Raw genomic sequence first — 15,833 nt, forward strand, 5'->3', positions numbered from 1 at the left:
ATGCGTCATTGCAGCGTACAGGTTCGGGGACTGCTAACACGGGAGGAACTGGATCGCTATAACGCCTTGATGGAAGTGGGCTCTTATCTGGAATCGCAGCAGCAATACGATTTCGCTTATACGGTCCAGAAGGAAGTTGACCTTCTCATTCTGCCGGCCATCGAACGTTTGAAGGAGAAGAGCCGTGATCGCGATCGGGCGACGGCGGAGTTCTTGAAATCGCTAGAGGCCGAACAAGAAGGAAAAGAATAGAAAAGGGTGTGCCGCTCATTGGAGCAGGCACACCCTTCTTTAGTTGTGTGAGTTACAGCTTTAGCATATCGTCTAACCGTTCGGCATTTAACAGGTTGCCAACATAAAAGGCACCAAACTCGCCATAACGCGCGCTGACTTCGTCAAATCGCATTTCATAGACCAGCTTCTTGAACTGCAGCGCGTCATCGGAGAACAAAGTCACGCCCCATTCCCAGTCGTCGAGGCCGACGGAGCCGGTAATGATTTGCTTCACTTTGCCGGCATAGCTGCGGCCGATCAGGCCGTGGCTACGCATCATCTCGCGACGCTCGTCCATCGACAGCATGTACCAGTTATCGTTCAGCTCCCGCTTCTTGTTCATCGGGTAGAAGCAAATATGGTTGGATTTCGGAAGGATCGGCTGCAACCGCGCCATCACCTCGGGGTTCGCCTTCGGGTCACCGCCGCCGGAAGCAAGATAATTACTTAACTCAACAACGCTGACGTAAGAGTATGCTCTGCTCGTATACTCAGCAAAGGTCGTTTTGTTGAAGGCCGTTTCCAATGCGTTCAGCTCTTCCAAGCTTTCGCGCAGGTGCATGAACACGATATCGGCTTTCTGGCCGACGATCGAATACACGGCGGTGCTGCCCGTCTTGGATTCTTCCATCTGGTTCCAATCTTTCAGGAACGTGTGCAGCTCCTCCAGAGCTCCAGCGCGCTCCTCGTCATCCGCCGCTTTCCAGGCGGTCCAATCGATGGTGCGGAAATCGTGAAGCGCATACCAACCTTCCAAGGTTAGGGTAGCTTCATTCATGTATAATCACTCCTAGATAGATTCTGATCCTCATTCACGAATCGTACATTACGCTTCTTATTGTAGCGCAAGGTGCCTAAACGGGGCAAATCGATTCATCTAATTTTCATGCAAAGTTCATTGCTTCGTTACATAATATCTAGTAAACTAACTACTAGCTTGATTTCGTGTGATTTATGTTATAGTTCGAGCGAGCCTCGTGCTCGTCCAAAGATGCCTTTTTGAATGACCTTTAGAAGGGTGGGGAAGCGATGGGTTGGCTCATCGTACTGGTGCTGATGGTTTTATTCTTCGTGATGATGTTCGGCATCGGCTTTATTCTGAATATGCTGATGAAAACAACCTGGTTTCCGGCATACGTTTTCATTATCGTGATTTTACCGATTGTGGTGTACACCCTATGGGATCATGATCGGAGCTTTGGCGCTTACCTAGCGTCGTTCCGGCTGGTTGATTATTTGACGGCGTTCGCCGGGCTGTGCGGGGCGATTCTGAGTGGGTGGACCATCCGCAAACTGCGGTTAGGCGGTTACAAAATGTTTTAAAGGTGGTTCAAAAAGTCATCTTTCCATAACGAAGCAGAGCATGAGAAGTAGATTCGACGTCGAATCTTGAATTCAGCCGGGTCCTCCGTTGCTCACGTACCTAAAACGTACGCTGCGCTACTCAGTCCCTAGCTTCATCCAACCTTCTCGGTCCTGAAAACCTGACTTTTTGAACATGCACTTTTAGAAGTTGTTCAAAAAGCGCGAGTATCGTCATGGGATCGTCCCTGACGTCTCGCGCTTTTTTGCGTGTACCGTTATTCCTGCTGGTCTCTTTTCCACTTCTGATATTCGAGGAAGTCCTTAAACTCCTTCTTGCTGACGCCCGAAGTCATCGCTTCCTGTACCAGCTCCGACCATTCCGGATCAAGCAATTCCGGTGCGGGGCGGTCGCCATACAATAGCAGGTTGATCGAGACGTTTAGAGCGTCGGCTATCTTCTCGATGAAGGAAATGGAGGGGTTCGATTGAATATTGCGTTCAACATTGCTGAGGTAGGATTTTGCCACATCCGCCTTCTCCGCCAGCTCGGATAAGGAGTACCCTCGGTCTTGCCGAATTTTCTGAATACGCTCGCCAATATGTTCTGCCATGTAGCCGTCGCCCTTCTATCAGAATAATTTTGATGTCATTATATCAGAATAAACGAGATCGGACAAAGGCGTTAAGTCGGAATTTAACCTAAGCAAAGAACACCTTAGTCCCAGGAGCGGGGCAAGGTGTTCTGCTTCGGATGGTCCGATCTTATTTGACGTCGCCAGCGCCTTGTTTAGCTTCAAACGTCCATTTCAGGTTCAAGGCGTCGCCTTGGAATTGGTTTTGGTCTTGGCCGTTGTCCACGAATTCAAAATCAACGATCATGGTATCGATGGAGCCAGCTCTCAAGCCGCTGCGTTCCCCGAGGAAGAAGCCTCTTTCAACGGCATCCGGAGTTTGATTTTGCAGATCATACAGCGTAGTTTCGTAGATAACGTCATTCAACTTGTCGGAATTGTACAAGAATTTCACTTTAATATGTTTGCCGAAGTCGTCCGTGTTCGCTGGAGCGCCGGCTCGATTCGTAATCGTATAGCTCGTTTTCAGCAGCACTTCTTTGATATCGAGTGTGCCGTCGTTTTTGAGTTTGAACGTACGAGGAATATGGTCGCCTGGTTTCAAGTTACCGATATTTACAATCGCCGTTGGATCCGCGTTGATATCCAATGTACCAGCGGCGAACGTCCCGGTCGTTTCTACCGTATCGCTAAAGTACGCGAACGTGCCTCCGCCGATCAATGTCAAACCTAGTGCTGCAGTTGCTACTCCGAAACCTAATGTCTTTTTGATACCCATTCCTGAATTCCTCCCTGATTTTAAAAAGATTTTTTTATATATTGCATCCTTATGAATACATAAGGAGAACAACCGAATCATACTTGCTTCAATTGGGTGAAAGTGTCAATCTCGTTTTAGGATGCCTTGGCGTCAGGCTGTGTTTTGTTCGGGTCTGGTTTCTTATCCTCCAACCCGGCGATCGCCTTCCATAGGGAAACGAGCGCGTACAGGAACAAGAGGAGTCCAGGGATAATCAGCAGAGCGACATTTCCCGTCTTCGTCCCGGCGAAGCTTAATACATAGCCAATGTAAGGAACATTAAAGCCGGTATAAACGCCGGTGACATTGGCTGGATTCACCGGATCCGAGTCAGCGGCCCCATTGTTATCGCCTTTGGTCCGGTATAGCACCTGCCCGCTTTGCTCGTCGTGCGTCACCTCGACGATGCGGTGAGTGATCAGTTTGTCATCATTCGACCGGAAGGTGATGACATCGCCTACGGTGAATCGGGTCATATCGCCGCCAGGTTTAATGGCCGCAACGGAACCGGTAGGGATGGAGGGCTCCATCGAGCCGGACAGAACCGTTTTCAATTGATATCCATAGAAATTCGGTTCGCCGCCGGACGCTTTCGAGAGCACGACCGAGCCAGCCACGGTAAAAAAGGCTACCGCCATCAGGAACGTCAGCGCGTTCCCTAGCCACTTACGAATCCGCATGCTTATTCACCTGCTTTCGATAGAGTTGCGGGAGTAGGGACCGCAGACGGGGTGGAGTTTTCGACAGTCTCATCGTCCATCTCGTCTTCCTCATCCTCATCGTCCGTCACGTCATCGTCGTTGACCGGGAGTTCATCCTCCGGTTTCGTCAGGACCAAATCGTCCAACGGATCCGGCTGCGCGGGCGGCAGCGGAGATTCCAGCACCGGCGTGTCGTTGCTTCCAGGTACGTCAGGCGGAAGAGCAACGGGGTCACCGCCTGCCGGTGGGTTCGGATGATCTGAAGTAGGTTCGTGTCCGACCGAATCGTCGGAAGCCGGCGGTTGTTCGTCGGAGGAACCTTCGTCATCTGCCTCGTCTACTGCGCCATCCTCCGTAGCGTTGTCGTCCGTAACTTCGTCGTCTGCAGCATCACTCTCTGCGTCCTCCGATGACTCGTCGTCTGCAGGAGGTTGAACCGCACCGTCACCAGCGTCGCCCACCGTAGGGGGGGCTTCACCTTCAGGTGTTTCTTCCGCCGGCTGTCCCTCCCCAGATTGATTGTCGTCGCCGCTTGGGTCGACGTTTTCATCCGGGTTGGCTGGGTCTTTATCGGCTTGTTCCGCTTCTTCTTTGGCTTTCTGTTCCTCCAACTGCTTCACCCGTTCAATTTCGGCCAGTCGCTGCGCTTCTGCCTCTGCCAACAATTGGGCTCGCTGCGCCTCGAGACCGGAGATCTCGGAAGTTAAACCGGCGATGGCGGATTCGAGAGAGGCTTGCACGCTCTCAAAATAGGCGAGATCTTCCCCGCCAACCGGATTGCTAAAGGTCGAATCGTCATAAGTTGACATCCCGGCAAACGGACTGGCGAAAGTAACGGCAGCGAATCCATCGCTCGAGATCGACAAATCGGAAGGCTGGATGGAACGCAAGTAGCTCAGGATCTCTTGCAGCGTGCCGCGAAGTGGGCCGGACAGTAAACCACTGCCCTTCAGAAGGTCGGCAATGCGATCAAGCAGCGTCGTTTGCGTGATCTCCGCGCAATTGGGCTCCAAATCATTCAGCGAGGTCATTAGCCCGTGAATAACGGCTGTCGCGGCGGCGAGTTCCTGCACCAGCTCCTGCCATATAGACTGATTTAACGCCAACTGCTGCTGCAGCTGTTGAATCGTGGCATTGAGTTCGCTAATTCGCGTCGACAACCCATCGGCGGCCGTCTCCATCTGCAGACTCGCAGAGAAATCTGCGATAACCTCCGAGCTGCCAGATTCGTCGCCGCCAGAGAATACCGCGTCGGTGGAGGATGGATCCGCCGGTGGAGCGGGGGCGACCGTGTCCGGGAGTACCGGAGCCGAGATCGGAGTCGTTGTATCTATCGCAGCGCGGGTCAGGGTCGCGCCGATTAATTTTCCTTTTAAGGAAGCGGCCCGTTCCAGGTGCTCGGCCAACAATGCAAGCTGGCTTTCGATTTGGCTCGGAAATACGCGGCAAGCCTTGATTTCCGAGTTGTCCTCGCGCACGCTGGTGAATTCGCCAAAGGTCGTTCCGACCTGCTGAGAAGTCCACAAGAGCAGGGTTGAGAGAATTAATCCGGATTGCAGCGATTTGACCATATTTTGTTTCTTCCGCTTTTTGCGTAATTTGCGGATTACTTCAGCACGAGATCTTCGCAGAATAGTCGCTCCTTTCTAGGTAAGTCGCTATTCGTTCGTTAACATGTTCGTTATAGAGAACGAATTCCGTGATTCGAATATACCTGATAGGATCGAAAAAAGGAAAATCGCAAATCCGACGATTTGTTCTCAATAAAGAACGATTATCTCGATTTTTCTTTAAATAACTCCATTTTGCGTGAAATTTCACAGGAAACCGTTCACTATAAGGAACAAAGTCTTGGTTTCCAAGCTGACGGCTGTTTTTTTGCCGTAAATGACAAGATCGTTAGCGATCAAACAAAATAAGCTAACCTTTTCGATGAAAACGGGTTAGATGGACTACGCAGAGTGACATACTTTTCAAAACCAGGCCATTATAATAGGTACCAGGAAAGCTTGCTGACTTAAGAGCCCGTGATCCAACGGCCAAAACAAAAGCACCAGTTAAGGGTAAACCTGTTGAAAAGCAGGGGCACAAAGTCTCAGATCTAAGGTAGTGATACTAGGATGGCTGGACTGCCTGGGGACAAAACCAAAATAATGATCTTAGGAGGAGATTGTTGTTGAAGAAGTCCGCCCAGGTTATTGTTTATGATCGGTACCCCGGTAACGTCGATCCGGAGTGGGTGGTTTTGCTCGCCACGGCCAAGGAGGCGGGAATTTCCATTGACGAGGTTCGGCGCTTTTTGGCCGGAGATCGATCGCATTTAGCAGAATGGCATGTACATAACGAATAGATTGCGCAGGAAGAGGGAGTAAGGGATCGTCCCAGGTCGGAAGAGGGGCGGTTCTTTTTTTTTGTCTATTCTGGCGTAAATCGTTGTCCCGGTGCGGAGCAAGCGGAAAAAGGGCGATTTTTGTAAGGTGGGGGCGATTCAGGACTTCGTCTTTTATGCTAAAATAGAGGAAGTCTATTTGTGCGTGATAGGGAAGGAGCGATGAAGCCGTGCGCATGAACAACATGCTGCATTTTACCGAAAATCACCGTTACTGCGTATACCGTGACTTCGGTCTCAGTCCCGTCGATGGCAAGATGCTAGGGTTGGTCTATCAACCGATGGTAGGAGCGTTTGCCATTTCGCTTTATCGTCTGCTGGCGGACCAGGTTCCTCTGGAGCAGGTCGGATATTCGGACGTGGAGCAGCAGCGGAAGCTGTTTCTGACCCTGGGTCTAGATCCTAGCGAGAAAGGGCGGAAATTCCTGATCGAGCAAACATCGCGTCTCGAGGCGGTTGGCCTTCTTCAGACGAACCGGCTGTATGTCCCGGACAGCGACGATTATATGTACGAATATGAGCTTCAAGCCCCGCTGGCGCCGGCCGAATTTTTCCGGACCCAACATCTGACCCTGCTGCTGCGGGACAAGATAGGCAAATTCGCCGTATTGTCTCTGCGTGAGCAGTTGTTCCGTGAGGAACCGGTGGCGTGGTCAGGACTTGCCTTGAACAAGGAAAATATAACGGTACCGTTCTATGAGATATTCGAGCTGAATACGCATTCCATCGATTATGAGCTGGAGCAGGCCATCGCCGAGACGTCGATGGCCAGACAGCCGGGTCTCAAGTTGGCCTTAGAGGAGGAGGAAGCGATCAATTACGCCGATATCATCCTACGGTTCCCTCGAGAATCGAAGAATCGGGCATTCGTTGAGGCGCTTCGGTTTGATCCGGAAGGGATGGGCGTGGTCAATTTTGTCGCTCGCAAATATGAGCTGAGCATCCAGGATCTATGCAGGCTATTGGATGAAGATGGTGTCTTCGATCCAGGCGGCGCTATTCTGCTGGATGCCCTCCAGCACATCGCCAATCTGCAGTTCCGGCAGGGGAAGCGGCGGCAGGAGGAGCGCGAGGTCGCCTACGGCAAAATCGTCGCGCTGCGCGGGGAAGAGCCGAAAGCAGTTGCTTCTTCCTCTGGGAATGTAACGGAAGAAGTTGCGGTGCAAATGGAGTATTATGTGGAGGTACCGCCGCAGTTCCAAAGCAAGTGCGATATTCACCAATATAATATGATGCTTCGAAATGAGCCGTATACCCGGCTGCTCAAGACGTTCTTCCCGGGGACGATTCCGGACAATCTGCTGGATATCTTTGAGAAGATCGACTTGAACTATAAGCTGCCCGGTGAAGTGATCAACGTACTTATTCATTATTTGATGTCGCTGCTTACCTCGGGCGGAGAGCAACGGATTAACCGTAACTTCATCGACGCGATCGCCGCCAACATGCTGCTGAAGCAGATCAGTACGTATGAGCAGGCGGTGCAATATATCCGTGACCAGTCGAAGGTGAAGGAGAAGGTGAAGGAGAAAGCGGCTGGCAGCACTTCCAGTGGAGGGCGTGCGCGGACCTATGGGGGCCGCGGGGCCAAGCCGAAGCCGGAAATTCCGATTGTGGAGCGAACCGGCGCGGAAACCGCCGTGTCCGAAGAGGAATTTGCCGAATTGATCAAGATGGCGGAACGCATGCAGTCCGGAAAGCATAAAAAAGAAGTCTGAATCCGTTCGGGCTTGGGGGAAGGTGAAACACCGCGATGGAATCCCTTGGGGAAATACTTACGCAGATGAAAAATACGCAATTAAAACAACGCTCGGAGGAGCTGACTGCGCGTCTATTTAATGACCCTCTGGTATTGGAACTTCGAAATCGTTATCCGGAGCTCGGACAGGAACAATTGACGCGCGGAATGGCTAAGCTTTATCAATATGTAAACGACAGCAAGCACTGTGCCAATTGCCCGGGACTTGCGAACTGCCCCAACGACTTCCCCGGCCACTTCACGAAATTGACGGTCGAACAGGTGGGCGGCAGCCCGCAGCTGGTTGATCGGCAGGTCCCTTGCCAGAAGCAACTTCAGTATGAGCGCGAATTGTCCGTCAAGAAGCGGATTCACAGTTTCTATGTGGATGAGCGTGCGCTGGAGGAAGGGTACAATGCGGTCGAAATTATGGCCAAGGATAGCCTGAGGGCTCCAGCCGTCGGACAATTATTTCGCTACATTGAAGTTACGAAGGAGTCTGGCCTTCAAACGAAAGGACTGTATCTGGAAGGTCCATTTGGCACAGGCAAGACATTCTTGATGTGTTATTTACTGCACGAGCTGGCGAAGGAAGGGTATTCTGGAGCTATCGTCTATATGCCGGAATTCGTGGAAGATCTGAAAAGCATGCTGCAAGACAGCGATAAGCTGCGGGATACCGTGGAAATGATGAAGCAGGTCGACCTGCTGATCTTTGACGATATCGGCGCAGAGAACTTAAATCCGTGGGCGCGTGACCATGTGATGGGCGCGATCCTGAATTACCGGATGAACCGTAAACCGACGTTCTATACCTCGAATTATTCCTTGAACGCGCTGGAGAAGCATTTGAGCTTTACGAGCAAGGATGGGGAAGAGCGGCATAAAGGCCAACGGTTAATGGACCGGATTGCCCCATTCGTCGATGTCGTGCAGGTGAACGGGACGAATAAACGAGGACGGGCGTAGAGGTGTCATTCACGGCAGAGAAAAAAGAGCCGGGCTTCCCTTGGAAGGGAAACGCCCGGCTCTTTCGTTCGTTTCGCGGTCTTGTTACCGCCAAATCAGCTTAACTGGCGATAAATTTAATGATGACCATACCGAAGAAAATCACGGCCATCAATGTCAACATGCCAAAAAAGCCGTTCATCAAATCAAACAAATCGTTGCGGGGTTCTTCGTTGATGTGCTGCCGCGGATCGTTCGCATGCGTGTTAGCATCCATGGCGACGGGCCTCCTCAGGAAATAATCGTCTCGTCAATGAAAGATGTCATAGACAATCCGTTTTCAGGTTATTCTTAGTATAACCAAACCCTTTTCACTTTGTAAAGAAGGCGTTATCATGCACTTTCTTTTTTTCAGTGGTGTATGGTATAATTGGTTCGGCAGCTGTTTTCCAGGCTGTCTGCATCATTTTTGTCCAACTATCCAGTTGCTCGGGAACTCGTTTTTTTGTACGGGACGGGCAACCCCAATAAGGAGGAAGTTATCATGGCTATCGTGAATGTATCCGATCAGTCCTTCAACGCGGAAATCGAAGGGCAAGGTCCGGTTCTTGTTGATTTTTGGGCTCCATGGTGCGGTCCTTGTAAAATGATCGCTCCGATTCTGGAGGAGCTCTCTTCGGAAGTAGGCGACTCGGTGAAGATCGCCAAGCTGAACGTGGATGACAATCCGGAAACGGCATCCCGTTTCGGCGTAATGAGCATTCCTACACTCATCTTGTTCAAAGACGGTCAACCTGTCGATAAAATCGTCGGGTTGAACTCGAAGGACACGTTGAAGAACCTGATCTCTAAACATCAATAATCCAGACGATCAGGCGCGTCGCTTGACGCCTTGGATGACGCCTCCGGTTTGGGCCGGGGGCGTTTTCTGCGTTAACATGGAGAGGAGAAAGGAGGAGGAAGCTTGGACGCACCCACTAACGAAACGCCTAGTTATGAGAAAGCGATGGAGCGAATCCAACACAAGCTGGCGCTGCTACCCGATTCCCCGGGTTGTTACCTGATGAAGAACAAGGAAGGTACGATCATTTACGTCGGGAAAGCCAAAGTGCTGAAGAACCGGGTTCGTTCCTATTTTACGGGCAGTCATAACGGAAAAACCCAACTGCTCGTGTCCGAGATCCGAGATTTCGAGTACATCGTGACCGGAAGTAACATGGAGGCGCTCATTCTGGAGTGTAACCTGATCAAGGAATATCATCCGCGGTTTAATATCCTGCTGAAGGACGACAAAACTTTTCCTTATATTAAAATAACGAATGAACCGCATCCCCGGCTGGAAGTTACCCGGCGGGTGCTTAAAGATAAAGCGAAATATTTCGGACCGTATCCCAACGCGTACGCGGCTCAGCAGACGAAGAAGCTGCTCGATCGCATGTATCCGCTGCGCAAATGCAACGTGATGCCTAAGGAAGTGTGCCTGTATTATCACATCGGCCAGTGCCTGGCGCCTTGCGTGCAGGAGGTGGCGAAGGAAACGTACGAGACGATGATCCAGGAAATCACCTCGTTCCTTAGCGGAGGGCATGAGGAGATCAAAAAAGAGCTGCAACGTAAAATGCACGAGGCGGCCGAAGAGTTGCAATTTGAGCGGGCGAAGGAATTACGCGACCAAATCATCAATATCGATGCGCTGATGGAGAAGCAGAAGATTACGGTGAACGACGCGAAGGATCGCGACGTATTTGGTTACGCTGTGGATAAGGGCTGGATGTGCGTGCAGATTCTATACATGCGCCAGGGGAAAATGATCGAGCGGCATGCGTCGGTCTTTCCGTTCTACGGGGATGCCTACGGCGATTTCATGTCCTATGTGACCCAGTATTACAGCGATAATCCGGCACTGCCCCAAGAGATCCTGCTGCCGGAGCAGCCGGAGGATCAAGACGATCCGACTGCGATTGATGCCCCGACCGCCCTGCAGGAGTGGCTTGGCGTCAAGACGTTGGTGCCGCAACGCGGTTTGAAGCGGCAGATGACCAAGATGGCCGAGGAGAACGCGCGCGTCTCGCTGGACGAGAAGTTCCGCCTGATTGAACGGGACGAGGAACGGACGTCGAAGGCCGCGGAGAACCTCGGCAAGGCGATCGGGCTGGAGTCGGTGTCGCGCATCGAAGCGTTTGATAACTCCAACATCCAGGGGACGAACCCGGTCTCGGCAATGGTGGTGTTCATTGACGGCAAACCGGCCAAGAAAGAATATCGCAAATATAAAGTAAAAACCGTGCAAGGACCGGACGATTACGAGACGATGCGCGAAGTTATCCGCCGCCGTTACGAGCGAGTGCTAAAGGAGAACCTGCCGCGTCCCGACCTGATCGTGGTCGACGGGGGCAAAGGGCAGATTTCCGCAGCGACCGACGTGCTAGAGAACGAGCTGGGGCTGTTCATCCCGGTGTGCGGTCTCGTCAAAGACGCCAAGCACAAAACGGCGCAGCTCATGGCTTTTGATCCGCCGGAGCCGGTTTATCTGCCGCGCGACAGCCAGGAGTTCTACTTGCTGCAGCGGATTCAGGACGAGGTGCACCGCTTCGCCATTTCGTTCCACCGCGAACAGCGGGCCAAGTCGATGGTCACTTCGCGACTGGATGCGATCCCGGGGATCGGGGAGAAACGCCGGAAGGCACTGCTAAAGCATTTTGGGTCGTTGAAAAAAATAAAAGAGGCCTCCGTCGAAGACTTTCGGCCTCTCTCTATCGGGGAAAAATTAGCCCACGAGATTATCAGTGCCCTTCGGGACGAGGATCCGCCAGAGGAGTCGTGAAATACGGCTCCTCTTTTTGCTGCTGCTGCGGGGTCTTCCGTTCCTTACTCGGCGGGTTGAACAGGTAAATGACATAAGCTACGATCGCCGGCAGGGCGATATAGAATATTCCGGCGCTGATGTTCAGCGCTCCGCCCATAAACATCAGGCTCAGCGACATTAGAATGCTGTCAAAGACGACGTGCGAGAAGACGACGGCGGCGAAGCCGTAACGCAAGAACACGAAGCTGAACAACAATCCGATAAAGGTCAACTCGATAGGGCGAGAAATCACCGGATAAATCGGATACAACGTGTGGCCGAACGCCCAGATCAAGGTCGATAACAGGCTGGCGATGAAGGTGCTGCGGAACATTTTCTTCAGCATCGGGATCCCGAACAAGCGATAAACCGCTTCTTCTCCAATCCCTGCTACCCATGCGAGCAGCGGCAGCAGCAACGGATACACCATATTGTACGGCGATTGTGTGGCATCCGTTGTCGACCACGTATGAATCGTACGTTCCAGAATGAAGAAGACGACGGATTGGGCTCCCAGCAGGATTAACGCCCAGGCGTAGCCGTCAGCCATCGAGGTCAGCACATAACGGCCGTACCCTTCCTCCCGCGACCGCGGCCACAGGTTAATCCCGTTCTTCCGCCACAGTCCGTCGCCGCCCACCAGCGAGAAATACACGGAAGCGGCGAGGAACAACGTAACCAGTCCCTGGAAGAAGAAGCCGAAAATGAGCACGCCGGATTCGAGACCGTCTTTTTGAAAGACCGGCATCATGTTGATCGTACCCAACGTGGATAACACGAAGTAGACCGCTGCCAGGAAGATCCCGCGTTTAAACGAGGTATGGGCCCGCGTCATCGCGCTGTATACGATGGCAAGGATCGCCAGCACGAAGGTCAACAGGGCGTAACCGGCATACGTGAGCCAATTGGCGAGTTTTGTTTGCCCGGCTACGTAGTCCGTGTGCGCCTGCGGCACGGTAAAATAGCTCTCCATCGAGGACACGGCGCCGTATTCGTAACTCAGCTTGATTTGCGCTTGCGAATCGCCTAACGCGAAGCCTTTGATCAGATATTGAAGGCCGATATCCCCTTCGCCAGAGGCTAGCTCCAGATCGCTGGCTTTATAGCCAAAGGCGTTCAGGAAAGGCAACGCCAACTGTTCTTTCTCCGCTAACGTCAAATCGCCTTCCCAAGCCTTCATGGAATCGGTGGTTTCCGAGCCCAAATCAAGCATCAACTGCTTGTTGGCGTTGCTGGAGGAAGCGATCTCCTCAAAGCCGACGACTTGGCCGGTCGTCATGTGGACATCGACGGTCACAGCGCTTAGCGCTTCGGTGGGATCGTTATAACGGACGCGGAACACGTCATAAGGAAACTTCTTTTCATATGTTTTTAAGTAAGGGGCCAGAAGATCGGATTTGGTCAAATAACCAAACAAATCGGAACGTGTTTCGTATGTAATTAAGGCTTTATCCTTCATAGGTTCAGACAGATTCAGGTTTAAGACAGACCCGGCGAACTCAGCTGCGCTGGCCGCTGCTTTCGTTTTACTGATGACCTCATCCGCTTGCTGCAGCTGCAGCGATTCCGAGTCGGTGCTTGGGAACAACTGAACGGCGATAAACACAATGAATCCGAGAGCGGCCAGCAACCACAGATTCTTCGTTTTCATCCTGCGGCCAGTTGGTTTCAAAGAGGAACTCACTCGCAAAACTCCTTTTTTATTTGGTAAAATTCACTTTTTGAACACGTACTCTTTATATAGATGAGGTATGATTTCCCCCCAAGTACGTCAAAGTAAAGATAACACAGCTGCCCCCCCTGCGCCAGACGCGAGGCAAAATTGACGAGAAACGGCAATAACTCCGGCAAGCCTTCGCATCGCTCAGATACGAGGCGAAGTTTATCCCTCTACCCCTTCATTTCGCCCTTTTTTGTTCTTTTTCATGAAAATAGAGCTTTGTAGCGGAAGGAAATAAGGGATATAATCCATTTGACGAAAAAATGAATGAAAACAATTGAAAAGAAACTCGGCCGAATTTCGTAATGAAAACGGGGGAACCGTATCTTTTGGGGTGAATTTCGCAGAACTTCGCGCAGCCGGCTAGGAAGCGGCGGAAGTGTCAGCGAATAGGGCAACTGTGCATGCCCGAATCCGTCAGCTAACCTCGTAGGCCTGTGCAGCAGGAACCAAACACCGAAAGGCATTGGATTTCCAGTGCTTTTTTCTTTTGTGCTTTTTTCATAACAACGATGAGGTGAACAAGTTGCATTTTAAGAAAATAAGCCTTTCTCCCCCGCAAATCTTGGTCATCGGGTTTGCGCTCATCATTTTGCTGGGTGCGTTGCTGCTTATGTTGCCGATCTCCAGTAAAAGTGGAGAATCGCTGTCTATTGTAGACGCGGTATTCACGGCTACCTCTGCCACATGCGTGACGGGGCTGGTCGTGGTTGATACAGGGACTTACTTTTCCACCTTTGGGCAGATCGTCATTATGTTGCTTATCCAGGTGGGGGGCTTGGGCTTCATGACGATGGCCACGTTGTTTTCGCTTGTGTTTAAGCGGAAAATCTCGCTGAAAGACCGCCTCATTCTGCAGGAGGCCATGAACCAAAACACCATGGAGGGCATCGTCCGGTTGATTCGTAAGGTCCTTATGTACTCGGTGATCATTGAAAGCATTGCTGCAGTCATCTTCTCTCTGCGGTTAGCTGTGGATATGCCGTTCGGAAAAGCTGCCTATTTTGGTCTTTTTCACGCCGTATCCTTGTTCAACAATGCCGGATTCGATTTGTTCGGGGAATTCCGCAGCCTAACGCAGTATGTTGGGGATCCCGTCATGAATTTAGTGTCTATGGTACTCATCATCTCCGGGGGGCTAGGTTTTATTGTTCTTTCCGATTTGATTGATTACCGGAAACACCGAAAGCTATCTCTTCATTCGAAAGTGGTATTGTCTACAACAACCGCTTTAATCCTTATCGGTACGTTGGTCATCTTCATTTTCGAGTTCACCAATTCCAAGACGTTGGCGTCGTTGGATTGGGGAGCTAAGATTTGGAGTTCTTTCTTTCAATCTGTTACCCCAAGAACGGCGGGGGCGAACACGCTGGACATCGGTGCAATGCGGCAAGCGAGCCAATTCTTTATGATTATTCTGATGTTTATCGGAGCATCGCCAAGCTCTACAGGGGGCGGTATTAAAACGACGACGTTTACGATCTTGGTTGGCGCGGTCATCTCCATGATTCGCGGCCGGACTGACCTGGATCTGTTCCGTTATCGGTTGGCTCAGGAGCGAATCTTTAAAGCGGTCACGATCGCGATGCTGGCTCTATTCCTTGTGATCGCGGTAGCGATGGTGTTATCCACGACGGAAGATGCCAGTTTCTTAACGATATTGTTTGAATCGACTTCTGCTTTCGGAACCGTAGGACTTTCCATGGGGTTAACGGGCAAATTAACGCTTGTCGGGAAAGTGATCATTTCTTTTACGATGTTTGCAGGGCGACTGGGCATGCTGACATTGGCCTATGCGTTGGGACCGAAAAAGGGTAAAGACTTATATCGCCACCCAGAGGGTAAAATTATTATTGGATAAGGGGTATTAAACGACGATGAAGACACAGCAGTTTGTAGTGATCGGGTTGGGACGCTTTGGTTCCAGTCTGGCGCTGGAGCTCATGGACCAAGGGTACGAGGTTCTGGGTATTGATCGGAATGAAGAGCTGGTCAACGAAATGAGTGAGCACCTGACGCATGCCGTTGTAGCGGATGCGACGGATGAGGAGGTATTGAAGTCGCTGGGGGTACGTAATTTCGATTGCGGCATCGTCGCAATCGGCAATGATATTCAAACCAGCATCCTGGCGGCTATCCTCCTAAAGGATCTGGGCATTCATACCGTTGTTGCCAAGGCGATTTCCGTGTTGCACGGCCGTGCCCTTGAAAAGCTGGGCGTGGACCGGATCATTTTCCCCGAAAGGGATATGGGGATTCGTGTCGCTCATCAACTGGTCACACCCAATCTGCTGGACTATATCGAACTGTCGAAAGAATACAGCATCGTAGAGATGAACGTCCCTGCTTGTCTGAACCAAAAAAGCCTAGGCGACATCAACCCGCGGGCACGCTTCGGCTGCAGTATCGTGGCGATCCACCGCGATGGCAGTATCCTTGTGGCACCAACTGCCATGGATCAGCTGACGGAAGGCGATATCATGGTAATTATCGGAGCGAAGAAGAATATCGAGCAGTTCGAGACCATACTAAACCAATAAAGA

At 51.4% G+C, this 15,833-nt stretch carries 16 protein-coding genes and 2 riboswitches; of the genes, 9 read left to right on the forward strand and 7 right to left on the reverse strand.

Features of this window, described 5'->3' with window-relative positions:
• Positions 1–252 carry a hypothetical protein gene (locus KJS42_RS14650; RefSeq protein WP_155606191.1) on the forward strand — a complete coding sequence of 84 codons (252 nt, stop codon included), beginning with the start codon at positions 1–3 and terminating at the stop codon, positions 250–252.
• 52 nt (positions 253–304) lie between these two features.
• On the opposite strand, the gene hemQ is transcribed toward KJS42_RS14650, so the two are convergent.
• The gene (gene hemQ, locus KJS42_RS14655) at positions 305–1,051 is read right to left on the reverse strand and encodes a hydrogen peroxide-dependent heme synthase (protein ID WP_155606192.1); all 747 of its coding nucleotides are present in this window, start codon (positions 1,049–1,051) and stop codon (positions 305–307) included.
• 251 nt (positions 1,052–1,302) lie between these two features.
• Here hemQ and KJS42_RS14660 point away from each other — a divergent pair, with 251 nt between their 5' ends.
• Positions 1,303–1,596: a YuiB family protein gene (locus KJS42_RS14660; RefSeq protein WP_155606193.1), complete on the forward strand. Its 294-nt coding sequence runs from the start codon at positions 1,303–1,305 to the stop codon at positions 1,594–1,596.
• 257 nt (positions 1,597–1,853) lie between these two features.
• Here the strand turns inward: KJS42_RS14660 and KJS42_RS14665 are convergent, their stop codons facing one another.
• The 4 genes from KJS42_RS14665 to KJS42_RS14680 form a co-directional block, all read right to left on the reverse strand.
• Positions 1,854–2,189, reverse strand: a complete 336-nt coding sequence (locus KJS42_RS14665; RefSeq protein ID WP_193417383.1) for a helix-turn-helix domain-containing protein — start codon at positions 2,187–2,189, stop codon at positions 1,854–1,856.
• A gap of 151 nt (positions 2,190–2,340) precedes the next feature.
• Complete coding sequence (locus KJS42_RS14670) at positions 2,341–2,928, reverse strand: TasA family protein (protein WP_193417384.1); 588 nt, start codon at positions 2,926–2,928, stop codon at positions 2,341–2,343.
• A 116-nt stretch (positions 2,929–3,044) separates the two neighbouring features.
• A complete protein-coding gene (gene sipW / locus KJS42_RS14675; protein ID WP_155606196.1) occupies positions 3,045–3,629 on the reverse strand; it encodes a signal peptidase I SipW in 585 nt (194 codons plus the stop codon).
• 2 nt (positions 3,630–3,631) lie between these two features.
• Complete coding sequence (locus KJS42_RS14680; RefSeq protein WP_213623283.1) at positions 3,632–5,221, reverse strand: ICP22 family protein; 1,590 nt, start codon at positions 5,219–5,221, stop codon at positions 3,632–3,634.
• A gap of 481 nt (positions 5,222–5,702) precedes the next feature.
• A riboswitch (cyclic di-GMP riboswitch) is annotated at positions 5,703–5,787 on the forward strand.
• Positions 5,788–5,826: 39 nt separating this feature from the next.
• On the opposite strand from KJS42_RS14680, the gene KJS42_RS14685 reads away from it, so the two are divergent.
• The 3 genes from KJS42_RS14685 (at position 5,827) to dnaI (ending at position 8,746) form a co-directional block, all read left to right on the forward strand.
• Positions 5,827–6,000 carry an anti-repressor SinI family protein gene (locus KJS42_RS14685; RefSeq protein WP_155606197.1) on the forward strand — a complete coding sequence of 58 codons (174 nt, stop codon included), beginning with the start codon at positions 5,827–5,829 and terminating at the stop codon, positions 5,998–6,000.
• 209 nt (positions 6,001–6,209) lie between these two features.
• Positions 6,210–7,757: a DnaD domain protein gene (locus KJS42_RS14690; protein ID WP_193417386.1), complete on the forward strand. Its 1,548-nt coding sequence runs from the start codon at positions 6,210–6,212 to the stop codon at positions 7,755–7,757.
• A gap of 35 nt (positions 7,758–7,792) precedes the next feature.
• A complete protein-coding gene (gene dnaI, locus KJS42_RS14695) occupies positions 7,793–8,746 on the forward strand; it encodes a primosomal protein DnaI (protein WP_193417387.1) in 954 nt (317 codons plus the stop codon).
• A 100-nt stretch (positions 8,747–8,846) separates the two neighbouring features.
• Here dnaI and KJS42_RS14700 read toward each other — a convergent pair whose 3' ends face one another.
• Positions 8,847–9,002, reverse strand: a complete 156-nt coding sequence (locus KJS42_RS14700; protein ID WP_155606199.1) for a YqzM family protein — start codon at positions 9,000–9,002, stop codon at positions 8,847–8,849.
• Between the two features lie 267 nt (positions 9,003–9,269).
• Here KJS42_RS14700 and trxA point away from each other — a divergent pair, with 267 nt between their 5' ends.
• Complete coding sequence (trxA, locus tag KJS42_RS14705; protein WP_193417388.1) at positions 9,270–9,587, forward strand: thioredoxin; 318 nt, start codon at positions 9,270–9,272, stop codon at positions 9,585–9,587.
• 144 nt (positions 9,588–9,731) lie between these two features.
• Entirely contained in the window at positions 9,732–11,549 is a 1,818-nt protein-coding gene (gene uvrC / locus KJS42_RS14710; protein WP_213623387.1) for an excinuclease ABC subunit UvrC, read from the forward strand.
• Here uvrC and KJS42_RS14715 read toward each other — a convergent pair.
• Positions 11,509–13,221 carry a CPBP family intramembrane glutamic endopeptidase gene (locus KJS42_RS14715; protein ID WP_483311280.1) on the reverse strand — a complete coding sequence of 571 codons (1,713 nt, stop codon included), beginning with the start codon at positions 13,219–13,221 and terminating at the stop codon, positions 11,509–11,511. The two genes, uvrC and KJS42_RS14715, sit on opposite strands and share 41 nt — an antisense overlap.
• A gap of 350 nt (positions 13,222–13,571) precedes the next feature.
• Positions 13,572–13,741, forward strand: a riboswitch (cyclic di-AMP (ydaO/yuaA leader).
• Between the two features lie 66 nt (positions 13,742–13,807).
• Here KJS42_RS14715 and KJS42_RS14720 point away from each other — a divergent pair.
• The gene (locus tag KJS42_RS14720) at positions 13,808–15,151 is read left to right on the forward strand and encodes a TrkH family potassium uptake protein (protein WP_213623285.1); all 1,344 of its coding nucleotides are present in this window, start codon (positions 13,808–13,810) and stop codon (positions 15,149–15,151) included.
• Between the two features lie 16 nt (positions 15,152–15,167).
• On the forward strand, positions 15,168–15,830 hold the full coding sequence (locus KJS42_RS14725; protein ID WP_155606203.1) for a potassium channel family protein: 663 nt from the start codon (positions 15,168–15,170) through the stop codon (positions 15,828–15,830).
• The last annotated feature ends 3 nt before the right edge of the window (positions 15,831–15,833 follow it).

The organism is Paenibacillus sp. J53TS2 (assembly GCF_018403305.1).
Classification (GTDB): domain Bacteria; phylum Bacillota; class Bacilli; order Paenibacillales; family Paenibacillaceae; genus Fontibacillus; species Fontibacillus rhizolycopersici.